Source organism: Mesorhizobium bavaricum (assembly GCF_056781655.1).
On sequence record NZ_CM165566.1, the window covers coordinates 6,088,406 to 6,103,685 of the forward strand.

15 protein-coding genes are annotated in these 15,280 nt (G+C 63.5%); 5 read left to right on the plus strand and 10 right to left on the minus strand.

The genetic code is table 11. The annotated features are described in order from the left end of the window. Window positions 1-103: 103 nt before the first annotated feature. Window positions 104-1,021, minus strand: a complete 918-nt coding sequence (locus AC1RZR_RS29770) for an NAD(P)-dependent oxidoreductase (RefSeq protein WP_481826856.1) — start codon at window positions 1,019-1,021, stop codon at window positions 104-106. 125 nt (window positions 1,022-1,146) lie between these two features. Here AC1RZR_RS29770 and AC1RZR_RS29775 point away from each other — a divergent pair, with 125 nt between their 5' ends. Further along, window positions 1,147-1,887, plus strand: a complete 741-nt coding sequence (locus tag AC1RZR_RS29775; protein ID WP_481826857.1) for a FadR/GntR family transcriptional regulator — start codon at window positions 1,147-1,149, stop codon at window positions 1,885-1,887. Window positions 1,888-1,895: 8 nt separating this feature from the next. On the opposite strand, the gene AC1RZR_RS29780 is transcribed toward AC1RZR_RS29775, so the two are convergent. The 5 genes from AC1RZR_RS29780 to AC1RZR_RS29800 form a co-directional block, all read right to left on the minus strand. Beyond that, window positions 1,896-2,627 carry an ABC transporter ATP-binding protein gene (locus AC1RZR_RS29780; protein ID WP_481826858.1) on the minus strand — a complete coding sequence of 244 codons (732 nt, stop codon included), beginning with the start codon at window positions 2,625-2,627 and terminating at the stop codon, window positions 1,896-1,898. Further along, window positions 2,624-3,352 (minus strand): ABC transporter ATP-binding protein, encoded by a 729-nt coding sequence (locus tag AC1RZR_RS29785; protein ID WP_477273412.1) that lies wholly within the window; start codon window positions 3,350-3,352, stop codon window positions 2,624-2,626. The genes AC1RZR_RS29780 and AC1RZR_RS29785 overlap by 4 nt, the downstream gene beginning before the upstream one ends. Continuing rightward, window positions 3,349-4,380, minus strand: a complete 1,032-nt coding sequence (locus AC1RZR_RS29790; RefSeq protein WP_481826859.1) for a branched-chain amino acid ABC transporter permease — start codon at window positions 4,378-4,380, stop codon at window positions 3,349-3,351. The genes AC1RZR_RS29785 and AC1RZR_RS29790 overlap by 4 nt, the downstream gene beginning before the upstream one ends. Further along, complete coding sequence (locus AC1RZR_RS29795) at window positions 4,377-5,249, minus strand: branched-chain amino acid ABC transporter permease (protein ID WP_096455234.1); 873 nt, start codon at window positions 5,247-5,249, stop codon at window positions 4,377-4,379. Before AC1RZR_RS29795 ends, AC1RZR_RS29790 begins: the two co-directional genes overlap by 4 nt. Window positions 5,250-5,365: 116 nt before the next feature. Then, window positions 5,366-6,580, minus strand: a complete 1,215-nt coding sequence (locus AC1RZR_RS29800; protein ID WP_481826860.1) for an ABC transporter substrate-binding protein — start codon at window positions 6,578-6,580, stop codon at window positions 5,366-5,368. Between the two features lie 162 nt (window positions 6,581-6,742). Here AC1RZR_RS29800 and AC1RZR_RS29805 point away from each other — a divergent pair, with 162 nt between their 5' ends. From AC1RZR_RS29805 to AC1RZR_RS29815, 3 genes are all read left to right on the plus strand, one after another. Next, the gene (locus AC1RZR_RS29805; RefSeq protein WP_481826861.1) at window positions 6,743-7,729 is read left to right on the plus strand and encodes an aldo/keto reductase; all 987 of its coding nucleotides are present in this window, start codon (window positions 6,743-6,745) and stop codon (window positions 7,727-7,729) included. 192 nt (window positions 7,730-7,921) lie between these two features. Next, window positions 7,922-8,395, plus strand: a complete 474-nt coding sequence (locus AC1RZR_RS29810) for a hypothetical protein (RefSeq protein WP_481826862.1) — start codon at window positions 7,922-7,924, stop codon at window positions 8,393-8,395. An 81-nt stretch (window positions 8,396-8,476) separates the two neighbouring features. Then, window positions 8,477-10,549, plus strand: coding sequence for a sigma-54-dependent Fis family transcriptional regulator (locus AC1RZR_RS29815; RefSeq protein ID WP_477273402.1), 2,073 nt, complete (start codon window positions 8,477-8,479; stop codon window positions 10,547-10,549). A gap of 123 nt (window positions 10,550-10,672) precedes the next feature. On the opposite strand, the gene AC1RZR_RS29820 is transcribed toward AC1RZR_RS29815, so the two are convergent. Further along, on the minus strand, window positions 10,673-11,704 hold the full coding sequence (locus AC1RZR_RS29820; RefSeq protein WP_481826863.1) for a Kelch repeat-containing protein: 1,032 nt from the start codon (window positions 11,702-11,704) through the stop codon (window positions 10,673-10,675). Between the two features lie 224 nt (window positions 11,705-11,928). Between AC1RZR_RS29820 and AC1RZR_RS29825 the strand changes: the two genes are divergently transcribed. After that, the gene (locus AC1RZR_RS29825) at window positions 11,929-12,840 is read left to right on the plus strand and encodes a LysR substrate-binding domain-containing protein (protein ID WP_481826864.1); all 912 of its coding nucleotides are present in this window, start codon (window positions 11,929-11,931) and stop codon (window positions 12,838-12,840) included. A gap of 84 nt (window positions 12,841-12,924) precedes the next feature. Here AC1RZR_RS29825 and AC1RZR_RS29830 read toward each other — a convergent pair whose 3' ends face one another. From AC1RZR_RS29830 to AC1RZR_RS29840, 3 genes are all read right to left on the minus strand, one after another. Next, window positions 12,925-13,779 carry a hypothetical protein gene (locus AC1RZR_RS29830; protein WP_481826865.1) on the minus strand — a complete coding sequence of 285 codons (855 nt, stop codon included), beginning with the start codon at window positions 13,777-13,779 and terminating at the stop codon, window positions 12,925-12,927. After that, window positions 13,749-14,228 (minus strand): GlcG/HbpS family heme-binding protein, encoded by a 480-nt coding sequence (locus AC1RZR_RS29835; protein WP_481826866.1) that lies wholly within the window; start codon window positions 14,226-14,228, stop codon window positions 13,749-13,751. The genes AC1RZR_RS29830 and AC1RZR_RS29835 overlap by 31 nt, the downstream gene beginning before the upstream one ends. A 382-nt stretch (window positions 14,229-14,610) precedes the next feature. Next, entirely contained in the window at window positions 14,611-15,108 is a 498-nt protein-coding gene (locus AC1RZR_RS29840; protein WP_167458681.1) for a DUF1097 domain-containing protein, read from the minus strand. Window positions 15,109-15,280: the final 172 nt, after the last annotated feature.

The window sequence follows — 15,280 nt, forward strand, 5'->3', positions numbered from 1 at the left end:
CAGCCCAGAGAAACCTCTTCTCGCAGTTTCATTGATCCGTCACAGGCCAATTCGTCCACGCGCCCTGGTGTGCTGGCTTGAGGTCCATGCCGGAAAGATAGGCTCAGTCCGGATTCACTTCCCGTGGCGGCTCGACCAGCGAGACGCCGTTCAGGCCGGCGATGATGTCTGACAGCGCCGGCACGAACTTCTCGCCATGGCCAGTGGCGACCGCGGTGGCAAAGCCGTTGCGCACCGCCGCGCCGATCGGGTTGGCGACACCGGCCGCTTGAGCGAAAGAGGCAAGATAGGTCATGTCCTTGAGCGCATTGACGATGGCAAAACGCTGGGCGTTCTCGTTGCGGGTCAGCACGAAATCGAAAAAGGCCTGGTAGAAGCCGCAATCCATGCGGCTGCCCGAGATGACGCTGTTGAAGACCTGCGGCGTCAGCCCGGCCTTGGCGCCGAGCGTCAGCGCCTCCGAATAGATCGCCGAGTAGCCCATCGAGACGAAATTGTTGAGCAGCTTCATGGTGTGGCCGCTGCCGGTCGGGCCGGTGTGGATCACTCGCGCCGCGAAGGCTTCAAGTACTGGTCGTGCGCGGGCGACGGCTTCGGCCGGGCCGCCGACCATGACGTCGAGCTTGCCCTCAGTCGCTTCCTTGGGGGTGCGCGCCAGCGGTGCATCGATCAGCATCACGCCAAGTGCTGCGAGTTTGGCTGCAAGTGCGGTCGTCGATGACGGGTTGGAGGTCGAGCAGTCGATGATCAGCAGCGGCGTTCCGGCCGCGGCCAGTCCATCCGGCCCGTTGATCAGCATTTCGACCTCACGCGAGCCGGTGACGCACAGGATGACGACATCGCAGGCGGCGGCGAGCTGGCGCGGGCTTGCCGCCTCGGTGGCGCCGGCTGCGATCAACCGGTCGGCGGCAGTGCGGCTGCGATGCACGCAGACCGTCAGCGGCCAACCCTTGCGCAGCAGATTGTCGGCCATGCCGGCACCCATGCTGCCCAAACCGATGAAGCCTATGCGTTCTTTCATGCCATCCTCCAACAAACCCTGGCCTCCAACAACCGTGGCCCGCGCACGGCGGACCACATTTCCTCACCTTGCGGCGGGCACCTGTCGATGCAATCCTTGCGGGAGAATCGGACCGGAGTGCCCCGATGGCGGAGCCCATGTCTTTCGACGCCATACCGCAAGCGCCCAATCTGCGGACCGGGCTGGTCAACACCCTGATCGCGCAGATCGAATCCGGCGATCTGGCGCCGGGCCAGCGGCTGCCCACCGAGCAGGAGATCGTCGCTGCCACCGGCGTCAGCCGCACCGTCGTGCGCGAGGCGCTTGCCGCGCTGCGCGCCCGTGGCCTGATCACCACGCGCCAGGGTCTCGGCGCCTTCGTCGCCAAGGATCCGCTGCCGAGGACCTTTTCCATCCTGCCGGACGACCTCGAATCGATCGACGAGGTGCTGCGCGTGCTGGAACTGCGCATGGGCATCGAGGTCGAGGCGACCGGGCTTGCCGCCGAGAGGCGCAGCGACGCAGCGCTCGAGCAGATGAGCTCGCGGCTTGACGCGCTGGAGGCGGCGGTGCGCGCCGGCGGGTCGGGCTCGGAAGAGGATTTCGGTTTCCATCGCGCCATTTTGGCTGCGACGCGGAACGCCAATTTCACCCGGCTGTTCGACACGTTCGGCAGCGCCATGATCCCGCGCCAGTGGACGCGGCTCGACCGGATGACCGTTCCGGAGCGGGAGAAATATCTGGCCCGGATGCAGCGCGAGCACCGCGCCATTCTCGCCGCAATTGAGGCCAGGGATGCCAACGCGGCGCGGCGCGCCATGCGCAGCCATCTGACCAAGAGCTATGCCCGCTTCGAGGAGTTGCGCGACAGGGCAAGCCACGACTGAGCGCTTGCTCATGCCGTGGCTCCCGCCACGCCGCCGAGATAGAGCTCCCGCATCAGCGACATGTCGCGCAATTCGGCGATTGCGCCTGAGACGACGATGCGGCCGTTCTGCATGAGGTAGCCGCGCGAGGCGACGGAGAGCGCCAGGCCGGCATTCTGCTCGACCAGCAGCACGGAGGTGCCAAAGCGTTCGCCGATGCCGAGGATGATTGCCTTGATCTCCTTGACCAGCAGTGGCGACAGGCCGAGCGACGGCTCGTCGAGCAACAACACGCGCGGCCGCGTCATCAGCCCGCGTGCGATGGCCAGCATCTGCTGCTGGCCGCCACTCAGCGAGCCGCCCTTGTCGCGCCGCTTGGTGGCCAGGATCGGGAAGAAGGCCAGCATGGTTGCGAAATCGGTTTCCACGGCGGCATCGTCGCGGCGCGCATAGGCACCGAGACGCAAATTCTCCTCGACCGTCATGTCGACGAAGATCTTGCGCCCTTCCGGCACCAGCACGACGCCGCGCCTGGCCATGACATCGGCGGTAAGCCCGGTCACCTCGGCGCCATCGAAGGAGATGCTGCCGGCGCGCGGCCGGATCAGCCCGGCGATCGCCTTGAGCAGCGTCGACTTGCCGGCGCCGTTGGGGCCGAGGATGGTGACGATCTCGCCTTCGCCCAGCGTGAGCGAGACGCCGCGGTTGACGATCGTCGGCCCGTAGCCGGTGACGACATCGCAAACGGCGAGCAGGTTCACAGATCGCCCCCCAGATAGACTTCCAGCACCTTGGGATCGGCGAGCACCGCCTCGGTCGGCCCGTCGGCGATCTTGGAGCCGAAGTCGAGCACCGCGAGGCGCCGGCACAGCATCTGCATCAGCTTCATGTCATGATCGATGACGCAAACGGATATGCCGTGGCCGGGGAGCTGGCGGACAAGCCCGACCAGGGCCGTGGTCTCGCGGTCGTTGAGGCCGGCGGCGGGTTCGTCGAGCAAGAGCAGCGACGGCCGCGTGGCGAGAGCCAAGGCAAGGCCGAGCAGGCGCAGGCTGCCGAATGGCAGGACGCCTGCTTTTTCAACCGCAAGTGGCTTCAAGCCGACGAAGTCGAGCAGCGCCTGCGCTGTCGGCCACGGATTGGCGGTGCCGTCCGCCCTCGCCCGGACATGCTCGCCGGCGATCTGGACATTCTCCAGCACGCCAAGGCCGGCAAAGGCCATCGCCTGCTGGAAGGTGTAGCCGATGCCGGCCCGCGATATGGCATGCGGCGCCAGGCCGGTGATGTCTTGCCCGCGAAACACCACATTGCCGCCGCTCGGCCTGTGGACGCCGGTGACGACATTAAACAGCGTCGTCTTGCCCGAGCCGTTCGGACCGACGACGCCGAGGATTTCTCCCTCTTCGATGGCGAGGTCGACGCCTGCCAATGCCGTGACGCCGCCGAACTGCTTGCTCAGGCCATTGATCGCCAGGATCGGGCTCATCGCCGCGCCTCCGCCGCGTCGCGCTGTTCCGCCGCCTGTTTCGGCTTGCCGGAAAACGCCGCGCGAAGCGCACGCACGATGCCGCCGATCAGGCCGTCGGGCAGCAGCATGATCACCGCGATCAGGCAGACGCCGTAGACGATGCGCGACTGCACCGGATCGAGGTTGAGCACCTCCGGCAGGAAGGCGACCAGGATGCCGCCGGCGAGCGGACCCTCGATCAGGCGGGCGCCGCCGATCATGACCATCAGCGCCAAATAGATGCTGGGGAAGGAGGAGAACTGCGACGGCGAGATGTGGCCGAGAAAATAGGCCAGCAGCACGCCGGAGATGCCGGCAAAGATGCCGCTGACGACGAAGGCGCCGATCTTGTGGCGGCCGACATTGATGCCGAGCGAGGCGGCAAGTTTCTCGTTCTCCCGGATGGCGCGCAGCGTGCGGCCGTAGGACGAGTTGATGATCGCCCAGCTCGCGATTGCCGCGACCGTCACGAAAGCCACCACCATCAGATAGTAGCGCGTCAGGTCGCTCATGTCGGCGCCGAACAGGGTCACCGGGCCGGCCAGGTCGAGCCCCGTCGCCGCACCGGTATAGTCGCCGCCATTGGTGAGCACGATAGCCAGCAATTGGCCGAAGGCAAAGGTCATGATGACGAAGTGATGGCCGCCGACGCGCAGCGACGGAATGCCGACGATCATCGCGAACACGGCGCTCGCCAGGGCTGCCGCCGGCAGCGCCAGCCAGAACCCGACGCCAAAGTCCCGCGCCAGGATCGCCGCCGCATAGGCGCCGACGCCGACCAGCGCCGCGTGACCCATCGACAGGATGCCGGTCTGGCCGAACAGCACCGACAGGCCGTAGAGCGCGATGACGTTGATGCCGGCCGAGATCGCCAGCGACAGGAAGCGGTTGCTCGGCGAGAACAAAGGCACAAGCGCGATCAGCGCCAGGATGACCAGCACCGGCAGCAGGGATCGCAAGGCCTTGAGGCTGGAACCGGCGCGATCCTGGTCGAGGCCCTCCTTCATGATGCCATCCTGGGTCCGCTGGTGCCGCCGAACAGGCCGTGCGGGCGAACGATCAGCACCAAGATCATCAGGGCGAAGGAGTACGCATCCGTCCATTGCGAGAAGCCGTAGCCGGCGCTGAAGCCCTCGACGATGCCGAGGATGAGACCGGCGGCGACGGCGCCGTAGATGTTGCCGAGCCCGCCGATCAATGCCACGGCGAACCCCTTCATGACCATGGTGCCGCCGGTGAACGGCGTGATCGGGAACAGCGCGATCAGCAGCGCGCCGCCGAGCCCGGCCAGCGCACTGCCGAGCACGAACACGCCGGTGATGTAGCGGCGCACCGGAATGCCCATCAGGGCTGCCGTATCGCGGTCCTCGACGCTGGCGCGCAAGGCGCGGCCGTAGCGGCTTGCGGTGATCATCCGGAAGCTCAGCGCCACCACCGCGATGGTGATCAGGATGACCATGACGCGAACCGAAGCGATGCGCACGCCGCCGACCTCCCAGACCGTGGTCAGCGGGCGAGGAATGCTCTTCTGGTTGGGATTCCAGAACAGCACGACGACATGCTGCAGCACGACGATGAGGCCGAGCGAAACGATGAAGCCGTTGGTCGGCCGCTCCAGCGTAAACCGGAAAAGGCCGCGCTCGAGGATGTAGCCCATCAGCCCGACCGCCAGGATCGCCAGCACCACCGCCAGCGGGAAGCCAAGGCCGGCGCTGACGGCAAGCCAGGTGACGATGCCGCCGATCATCAGGAATTCGCCATGGGCGAAGTTGATGATGCCGGTCAGGCCGAAGATCAGGGTCACGCCAATGGCGATCAACGTGATGACGCTGGCGATCGAAAGCCCGTTGAGGATCTGCTGTATGAAAATATCCACGGCTCGCTTCCGCTGTTGACGTGGTGGGTGCTGTTGACGTGGTGGCGACCCGGCGGTGTTCAAGATGGATGAGTTGGCGGCAGGTGACGCCGCCAACTCAAGGGTCGCTTCCCAGATCAGCTTTTCGGCGCTTCAGCCGGTGGCTGCTGCATCGAGCAGGAGATCGCGCCGCCGGGTGCCGCGGCGCAGACCTCGGTGGCATGGGTGACCTGGTGGGTCGGATTAAAAGTCAGGTCATCCGAGACCACGCCCTGATGATGGAGTGTCAGCAGCGCCTCGACCGTCTTGTCCGGATCGAAGCTGCCGGCCTTCTCCCAGGCTTCGGCGAGGAAGTGGACATAGTCGTGGTAGAGCAGCGACACCGACGAGGTCACGCCGTGCGGCGCGCCCGCTGCAAAGTATGCGTCGAAATAGGCCTTGGCTTTCGGGTTGGACAACTCGCCCCAGCAGACCGGAACGCAGCTCATCGCCACCGGCACATCGGCCGAAAGCTGCTTCTCCTTCCAGATGCCGGGGTCGACGCCGAACAGGAAGTAGCTCTTGGCTGCTCCCAGTTCGAGCGCCTGCGGCAGTGCCGTCAGCGTTGAATCGCCATTGTACCAGAAGTGGATGATATCCGGATTGAGGCTCTTGGCGCGGGTCAGGAACGGCGAGAAGTCGGTCGTGTCAGGCGGATAGAAGATGATGTCTGGAACATCCTGCCCCTCGGCCTTCAGCGCCTTGTAATAGTAGGACGACAGGAACTGGCCGGTAGCGTCGTTGCCGACGATCATGACCGATTTTTTCGGCTTGTAGCCGAGCAGCGGCTCGAGAAGGGTGAGCACGCCACGCGCGGTCGATCCGGACCGCTGGAACTCCTGCGGCTCGGACTGGAACAGATAGTGATCCTCGCCGCCCGGCTTGACCGAGTCCGGCGTCAATATTTTCGCCAGCGTCGAATTGCCGGCGAAATGGATGATCTTTGCCGGCTGGGTGATCTTGGCCATGGCCAGCGTGAAGTCATGCGTTTCCGACCCGAAGATCGCCTGCACCTTCACGTCGCGCACCAGTTCCTGGGTGGCGGCTATTGCGGTCGCGATGTCGGTGCGGTCGTCGCGCTTGACCATTTCCAGCTTGTAGGTCTTGCCGCCGACCTTGATGCCGCCGGCGTCGTTGATCTGTTTCACGGCAAGCCCGACGCCCGCCGGCAAGGTATGGCCGGCGGAAACGAACGAGCCCGACTCCGCCGCGACGACACCGATCTTGACGATGTTGTCCTCGGCCAATGCCGGATGAGCAAGCGCGCCAAGGCACAGTGCCGCCGACGCGCCCATTTTCAGAACGGTTTTCAACTTGAGATCCTCCCGACTCCAGATCATTGCAGTCTTACCGGGTTGTCATACAACCCTGTTATCTGGTAAATCCAACGAACCGGGATGTCAATCGCGTTGCCATGCGATAAAAGGCGACCCGCAGATCAGGAATCACCACCAAGCCGCAGTTAGGAACAGGACATGCAGTCACGGAAATTCGGCCGTACCGGCCGCGACGTCAGCGAGATCGGCTTTGGCTCATGGGCGATCGGCGCTGCCTGGGGTGAGGTCAATGACGACGACGCGGTGGCCGCCCTGCACGCGGCCCTCGATGCCGGCGTCACCTTCATCGACACCGCCGACGTCTATGGCGACGGCCGTTCCGAAAAACTGATCGCCAGGGTGATGAAGGAGCGTGGCGGCGAGCGGCCGTTCATTGCCACCAAGGCCGGAAAGCGCCTGCCGGCGCAGACGGTCGAGGGGTTCAGCCAGAAGAACCTCACCGACTGGATCGACCGCAGCCTGAAATATCTCGAGGCCGACACGCTCGATCTCGTGCAACTGCATTGCCCGCTGACCGACCTCTATTATCACCCGGAAGTGTTCGAGCGCCTCGACCGGCTCGTCGAGCAAGGCAAAATCCGCAATTACGGGGTCAGCGTCGAGCGCGTCGAGGAGGCGCTGAAGGCGATGCAGTACCCCGGCGTCGTCAGCGTGCAGATCATCTTCAACGCCTTCCGGCAGCGGCCGGCCGAGCTGTTCTTCGACCTGGCGAAAAAGAACGATGTAGCTGTCATCGCCCGCGTCCCGCTGGCCAGCGGTCTGCTGTCGGGCAAGTTCAAGGCAGACACCAAGTTCGAGACAACGGACCATCGCCTGTTCAACCGCAACGGCGAGGCCTTCGATGTCGGCGAGACTTTTTCCGGCGTGCCCTATGAGGTCGGACTGGCGGCGGTCGAACGCATCCGACCGCTTGTCTTGGGCGACACGACGATGGCGAAATTCGCGCTGCGCTGGATCCTGATGTTCAACGCGGTCACGGTGGTCATTCCGGGCGCCCGCAATCCTGCACAGGCCCGTTCCAATGCCGAAGCCGCCGAGCTTCCGCCCCTGTCGGCTGAACTCATGGGCAAGATCCGGGACATCTACGACCAGGACATCAAGCCCCATGTGCACCAGCGCTGGTGATCGAAGGCCATCGCATCCCGGTGCGTTTTCCTGGGGGGTGCCATAGCAGGATGTAGCAGCCCCCTGCTACCAGCAATGTGAATTCTGGTGCTATCCATCAGGGATGGCGAACCCGCAAAAGGCGGTGTAGGCTTCGCACAAAAGAAGATTGAGCCGCACCCCCGGCACCGCCGGGCGAATCTGGGAGGATTCATGGTCGAGATCATCTCCAAGCGGGACGGCCCGCGGCGCGAGGATGTGCAGGTCAAGCGACTGATCGAGCAGAACCGCTCGACCATCGTCCGCCTGGCCGACCAGATCAGCGGCGGCGGCTACTCGGCCTCCAGGCAGCCACGCCAGCAACCCAAGGCGGAAGGCCTGATCATCCATGTCGGCGGCGGCGCGGCGTCCGCCACTGAGGCGAGCCCGTCGATCCGCGTCACCATGAATGGCCGCGTGATCTCCAAGGACCAGAACACCGGCCGCCAGCTTCACCATATCGGCGATGTCCGCAACCGGAATGGGGACCAGGTCTTCGTCCTGGCGACGAAGCAGAACGGCTTTTTCTCGCCGGTCGACGAAACCATCGCCGAGGCACTTGCCGAACTGGATGGGTCCCGGCTGACCGAAACCTATACCGAAGAGCAGCTTGCCGCCGACATCGGTGCCAAACTCGGCATCGACTGACGACCGGCATTCGGACGTTTGCACGTCCAATCCGCGACAGCATACAGAAATGGCATACCTCAAAGGTACTGTGATGACTGAATGAGACACGCGAGCGGCCCCGATCAGATGAAAACCCATGCTCTTCCGACGCGTGCCTCGATGGCCACCGGACAGCTGGTTCTAGACAAGATCGATTATGACGAGCGCGCCACCATGCGCGCCTGGGAAAGCTTTCTTTCCGACGAGCCGACAAGCGCCCGCGATCCGGTCCACGTCCGCTCGCTGATCCACGATTCCTGGTATCGCAGCGCCACCGGCGGCATCAACGCGCAAGGCATCGAAGCGCCGCTGAGCAGCGACCGCGACGAGATCGAATACCTGACCCGCGCCAACGCCGAGCTGCTTTCAGCGGCGCGGCGATCGTTCGCGTCGCTCGGCCAGTTGCTGGAAGGCACGGGAGCGATGCTGGTGCTCGCCGACAGCGACGGCGTGCTGGTCGACGCCATCGGCGACAAGAAGACCTTGCATGACGGCATGGACATTCATCTGGGCATCGGCGGCAAATGGAACGAGGACGCCGTCGGAACCAACGGCATCGGCACCGCGCTGTGGACCGGCGAACCGATCTTCGTCCACGCGGCCGAACATTTCTGCGCCGGCATCAAATCCTGGACCTGCGCCGGCGCGCCGATCCGCGATCCGCTGGACGGCAAGATCATCGGCGTTGTCGACCTTTCGGGCTATTCGCCGATCTTCCGGCCGCACAACACGGCGCTCGTCGCCGCCACCGCCAGGCAAATCGAAAAGGCACTGGCCGAGCAGCAGCAGGAGCAGCGCACGCGCCTGCTCGAAGCCTTCATTTCCTCGGCACCGAGCTACCGCCGCAAGGACGGGTTGGTGATCGTCGACCATCGTGGCCGCGCGATCTTCTGCAACAACGTGCCCAATGGCGACACGACGGAGATGATGGACGGCCCGATGGAACCGGGCCGCGGTCGCTGGCTCATGAACCTGCCGGCCTCGGGCTCGGACACCGATCTCGCCAACGCGCTGCCGGCGCATCTGCGATCCTGCCATGTCACGCCGCTGAAGCTCGATGGCGACCTGCGTGGCGCGGCCCTGGTGTTCCCCTCGGTCCCTGCCGTCTCCAGCATGACGGTAACAGGCAGGCAGGTGAACAAGCACCTGCAGGCAGCCGCGGCGATGATCGTCGGCGAAAGCGAGAAACTGCTTGCTGCCGTCGATGTCGCCTCCCGAGTGGCCGGATCGAACGGTGTCACCTCGTTGCTGATAGAAGGTGAAACGGGTGTCGGAAAAGAGCTGTTTGCGCGGCTTGTCCATGCCGGTAGCCGGCGCACCGAAAATGATCCGTTCATCGCCATGAACTGCGGCGCGATCACCAAGGAATTGTTCGGCAGCGAATTGTTCGGCCACGTCGCCGGCGCCTTTACCGGAGCTTCGCGTGACGGCAAGCCGGGCATCTTCGAACAGGCCAATGGCGGCGTACTCAGCCTTGACGAAATCGGCGAATTGCCGCTCGAAATCCAGCCCTTCCTGTTGCGTGTCCTGGAGGAGCGCGTGGTCCACCGCATCGGTGACTCGAGGGGTCGACCGGTGGACGTGCGCCTCGTCGCCTCGACCAATCGCGACCTCAAGCAGGAGGTCGCGGCCGGGCGCTTCCGCAGCGATCTCTATTACCGCATCGGCGCCGTCTCGATTCATGTCCCGGCCCTGCGCGAGCGCGGCGACGACGTGCTGCTGCTGATCGAACATTTCAACCGGCAGATTGCTAAGCAGGCAGGCAATGACCCGCTGGCGTTTTCGAACGATGCGCTCGACGCGCTGCTGGCCTATCGCTGGCCGGGCAACGTGCGCGAATTGAAGAACCTTGTGGAGCGCCTGCACATAATGTCGCGCGGCGGCGCGATCGAACTGCGGGACCTTCCCGGAGAAATCAGCGCGGGCGATCGCAACGCCGTACACGGCGACCATCCCGCAGCCATGCTCGAAGCGCCGGTGTGCTCGTTCGAGGATGCGGAACGCCAGGCGATCAAGAATGCGCTTGTCGCGGAGGGCGGCAATCTCAGCAAGGTCGCGCTGCGGCTCGGCATTTCACGGCCGACGCTGTATCGCAAGCTCGGCCAATACGGGATCCGGCGCGGCTTCCTCTAGCCTGCAATGCCGCCAGAGTTGTTGCGCTGCCTGGCGAGCAGCTGTGTGCGGTCAGACCTGCTGCTTGCCGGGACCAAAGCGCAAACCACTCCCGAACACGACCGGCATCGGCATCAAATTGAACTACTTGGGGACGGTGTAGAACTCGTGGGTGTTCATCTGAGCATTGATCCCCGGCATGCCGTCGGACTGGAAGGAGCCGCCGGCGACATGGAACTCGCTGCCTATGAAACCGGCTACGAAGCCGTGGCGGGCAATCTGCATGTGCGGTAGGGTCTGCCACGTGTCGGTTGCGGGATCGTAGGCCTCAAAGGCCCAGAATGTGCGCTTGCCCTCGCCGCCCGTCACATAGATCTTCCCGCCATAGGCACTGCCCGACACCCCGCCCCGCGGCGTGGGGGAGCGGCCCTTGTAGGTCCAGAAATCGGATTTGGGATCGTATTCCTCGACCAGATCGGTGACGTCGCTCTTGGTCACGAAGGGCAGACCAATTCGACCGTCGATCGCATAAATCTTCCCACCGACAGCAGCAGCGAGAAAGTGATTGCGGCCGGTCTGCATGGGAGCCCGGCTTGTCCAGGTGTTGGACGCGGGGTCGTAGGCCTCGACAGTTCTGCCGACGATGTTGGGAACGTCGGCCCAAAGGGGCTCCTTCATGTCGCGGCCATCCTCATGGGCATGCGCCCCGCCGACGACGTAGATCTTTCCGTCCAGCACCACGGCCGCTGCCGCTCCGCGGGCAGTTGGCATGGGTGGAAGCTTGGACCAGCTGTCGGTCTTCGGATCGTAGACAAAAGCATCTTCCGTCGGTTGCCATTCCTTGGTGCCCGGCGCTCCGACGAAACCACCGAACACGTACACCTTGCCGCCGCAAGCCACAGTTGCCGTGTGATGGGCCGGCTCGGGCATTGCCGCTCTCTTCGACCAGGTCCTGCTATTTTCGTCGTACATCACGACCGTGCCGACGGGCATGACCTCCGGCACGTCGATGCCGCCAATGACGAACCACTGGCTGCCCACCACTGCGCTGGAGTTCTCGCTCTGAGGCTCTGGCATCGGCGTTCCCATCTGCCACGTGCCCTCCTGGGCGAGTGCAGGCGCAAGATTAAGTGCCAGACCGATCATCGCAGCGGAAACCAGCAGTTTCGTCTTCATCGGGAAGCTCCTTGGTCGCGGTTGGGCACCGACCTGGAGTTGCCCGAGCGCCTTCGTCTCGCACAGGAGGTAGCTGAACGTATGAGCCGTTAGAATTATCGATTGCGGAATGGGCCCTTTGGGCCCACCAAACAATGTCGTGCCCAACCTTGCCATTCCGAAGCGGCCTGGGCAGAAGGCTCGGCCTGCGACGCACAACCGGGCAGCCCCAGCGAGGAGGACAAATGCACAAGCCTGAATTGCGGGAGCTCATCGCCTTCGCGGAGGCTGCTCGGCAGTTGAACTTTACCAGGGCCGCCGCCGCACTGGGGGTGTCGCTACCCAGCTTCAGCCAGACGCTGAGGGGTCTGGAAGAGAAGCTCGGCGTGAGACTGCTAACACGAACCACCCGCAGCGTGTCGTTGACCGCGGCGGGCGAAGAGCTCCTTACCAACATAGGCCCGATATTGAGCGGACTGGACAGCGTCCTCGACGGATTGAACAAGTTCCGCAACGCTACGGGCGGAAGGCTTAGAATTCTAGGTTCACGGACGGCAACAACCGTCCTGATTGCCCCTCTGATCGGCCGCTTCCTGACAAAGCACCCCGAAATAGAGCTCGAAATCCTCGTCGATGATCTTCACCTCGATCTGGTGGAACACCGCATCGACGCGGGCATCCAGGTCGGAGAACGCATCGAGAAGGATATGATCGCCGTTCGGATCGCCGATCCCTTCAACGAAGTTCTTCTTGCCACGAAAGACTACCTGCTGGCTCATGGCGAGCCCAGCACGCCCAGCGCGCTGGCAGATCACTGGTGCGTTCGCCTTCGATCCCCGTGGGACGGCACAATCCGACCCTGGACCCTGCACAAGGGGGCTGAGAAGGCCGAACCCGTCGCCGGCACGCAAGTTGTGGCCAACGATCTTCGTGCGGTTGCCAGTGCGATTGCCGGAGGCGCCGGAATCGGCTTGGTGCCAGCCGTTCTTCTGCAGGATGAGCTTCGGTCGGGGCGCGTCGTTCCTGTCCTCGACGGGTGGGGTTCACAGATCTCTGGGATCTACTTGTACTATCCCAGCCGCCGGCAGCTTCCTGCAGCCCTTTCTGCCTTCATAGCGTTCATGAAGCAGAACAGGCCCGCGCCAACACGTGCCTGAAACGAGACGGTCACAGGCGCGGTGGAAACTTGGAGGGCAGCAGCACCCTTTTGGGTGGCCGCCACCCTTCAAGGAACGCGATGCTCAGGGCTGCGGAACAAAGATGTCGCGGGAATAGACAGGCAACGATACGACCGCGACAAGGCTCTCGCTGCCGTCGAACATCGCGGTCAACTTTCCACCTTCGGCCTTCAAGGACAGGCTGCGGACATGGTTTGCGGCGCCGGACTTCACAACGTCAGCAGCCTCATTGTAGCGATAGATGCGCGAGAATTCAGGCTTGAGCTGCGAGTGGACGTGACTGTCGCCCTTCTCCAGGGTCACCGGGCCACGTTCGAATTCCGTTTCCAGTGAAACCTTCTCACCACCCCCTTCGAAGTTCCAGGCCTCGCTCACCGCCGTCGGGCTCGAGCTGTAATGGACCCCGCGATTGACGTCGTCGGCAGCGGTCTCGGCAATGCCGTAGGGACCGGCCCCACCTCGCGAAAGGCCATCGAACAACATCAGCACGTTCTCACTGCTTCCCGTCTTGTGAACAGGGATGCCGAAAAGCACGTAGCGGTACGGAGCCCCGACGGTACCCTTGGGATCCACCGCATAAAGCTGGTCCACAAATTCAACCTGGAGGTTGGCGCCGGCGGAAGGTGCTGTTGCAAACGGGCTGAGCTCCCAGCCCGCTGGCAGGAATTTGGAGAGAGCAGCCGTCGAAGCCTTGTAGTAGAGAACCGTGCGGACATCGGAATTGCTTCCGCTGTAAAGCTCGGCGGCGTTTGCGAGAGATGGCAATGCAAACGCAACGGACAGCGCGGCGGCCGCGGCAAGACGGCTGCCCAGCGATTTGAGATTCATCATTTCAATAGTTCCTTTGGAGTGCGGCGGCTCCGTCGGGAGCGTCGCTAGAAAGAGGATCAAAAGCCGGCGAGACCAGCCTTGGCGCACTGCTCGTCCTGCGCGCCCGTGCCGCCACTGGCCGAGACCGCACCGATGATCTTGCCGTCCTTCATGACCGGAATACCGCCAGGCGCTGCGATGACGTGGTCCATATTCAGCATGAATGGACCCATCTTGGCCGTGACGTCGAAGAAGTCGCGCGTCGGACGCTTGTAGACGGCTGCCGAAGCTGCCTTGTCCAAGGCGATCTGGGCGCTCGCCACCTCGGTGTTGTCAGCCTTTTCGTAGTAGACCAGGGCGCCGTGCGTATCGACGACGGCGATGGCCATGAGCCACTTGTTGGCTGCGCATTCCTTGACAGCGCCGGCGGCAACCTGCTTGGCCTGCGACAGACTGATGTCGGGACCGTAAACATCAGCGTCGCTGGCAAATGCGGAGGTGGCAACCGAGAGAAAGCCAATGGCCGCAGCGGTGGCGGCCCATTTTGACATAGACATTTTTGAAACCTTTCGTTGGTCATGCGACCTTGTTTCGTTGAAACGAAGCGAAGGTCGCTGCCGCCTCACGAGAAAGACCAGAACGGGCGCTCATCAATCCCTGGTGGATCTGAGAGTGAATGCCGTTGGTCACTGGACATGGATATGTCTGCCCGTCCCGCGAATGAATGACGAATTCCGAAATGGAGTATTTGAGGATGTGAAAGAATGGGCCCGTACCGACAATAGCCAAGTCCATTGGCGCTCAGCGGAAATCCCGCGTCTGCGGGGTTCCGCGAACCAGGCCCAGCTCCTTCGCAACAAAAAACCCGCGGCATTCGCGCCGCGGGGTTGGGGAAATTCGTCAACCGAAATTGCCTTCAGGCAGCGGTCGCGGACATGATCAGGCCTTCACGACGGCACCGGTCACTTTCTCCGAGACGTAGCCGAGGATGTTGCCGATGATCAGCGAGATCACCACGGCGGCAGCGACCTTGATGATGCCGCCGGCACCTTCGCCATAGGCGGCGGCAGCAAGCAGAAAAAGCGCTGCGGTCGTTGCGTAGCCATAGACCGCTGACGGAATGGCGCTCAGCAATGGCAGCTTGGCGGCGAGGATCAGGACTATGATTGAAATGCCGACGCAAATACCGGCCATGATCGCGGTAACGCCAATCGACGTCAGCGCGATCAAGGCGCCGGCCGCGCAGATCGCGCCCCACAGGTTCGCAACCGCCGAGTTCTTGAACCCGGCTTCCTTGCCGCCACAGTGATAGAAACTTCCCCAGCCGACAAACACCGCCCAGATCAGCAGATAAGGATTGCCGATCGTGATCGCCGCCCATGTCGCAATGCCACCCATAATGCCGATGACGACGGCCAGCCCTGTAACAAGATCCATGTTGTCCTCCCGTTTTAACGAAGCAAGGAAACTCGTGCGGGATCGCGCTTCGCCGACGTCCCGGCACGGAAATGCCATGGCATCAGCCATGGCGCTCAAAGGAATGCTTGCCGGGTCCGGCAAGCAGCCAGATCGAACCGCCCGCGACACCCGTTCCATGCCGCGTGCGGTG

Coding starts and splice junctions, on each gene's coding strand:
- AC1RZR_RS29820 (WP_481826863.1), bottom strand. CDS start 11,704: ATGAAGACGAAACTGCTGGTTTCCGCTGCGATGATCGGTCTGGCACTT.
- AC1RZR_RS29805 (WP_481826861.1), top strand. CDS start 6,743: ATGCAGTCACGGAAATTCGGCCGTACCGGCCGCGACGTCAGCGAGATC.
- AC1RZR_RS29835 (WP_481826866.1), bottom strand. CDS start 14,228: ATGTCTATGTCAAAATGGGCCGCCACCGCTGCGGCCATTGGCTTTCTC.
- AC1RZR_RS29825 (WP_481826864.1), top strand. CDS start 11,929: ATGCACAAGCCTGAATTGCGGGAGCTCATCGCCTTCGCGGAGGCTGCT.
- AC1RZR_RS29790 (WP_481826859.1), bottom strand. CDS start 4,380: ATGAAGGAGGGCCTCGACCAGGATCGCGCCGGTTCCAGCCTCAAGGCC.
- AC1RZR_RS29810 (WP_481826862.1), top strand. CDS start 7,922: ATGGTCGAGATCATCTCCAAGCGGGACGGCCCGCGGCGCGAGGATGTG.
- AC1RZR_RS29775 (WP_481826857.1), top strand. CDS start 1,147: ATGGCGGAGCCCATGTCTTTCGACGCCATACCGCAAGCGCCCAATCTG.
- AC1RZR_RS29770 (WP_481826856.1), bottom strand. CDS start 1,021: ATGAAAGAACGCATAGGCTTCATCGGTTTGGGCAGCATGGGTGCCGGC.
- AC1RZR_RS29785 (WP_477273412.1), bottom strand. CDS start 3,352: ATGAGCCCGATCCTGGCGATCAATGGCCTGAGCAAGCAGTTCGGCGGC.
- AC1RZR_RS29840 (WP_167458681.1), bottom strand. CDS start 15,108: ATGGATCTTGTTACAGGGCTGGCCGTCGTCATCGGCATTATGGGTGGC.
- AC1RZR_RS29815 (WP_477273402.1), top strand. CDS start 8,477: ATGAGACACGCGAGCGGCCCCGATCAGATGAAAACCCATGCTCTTCCG.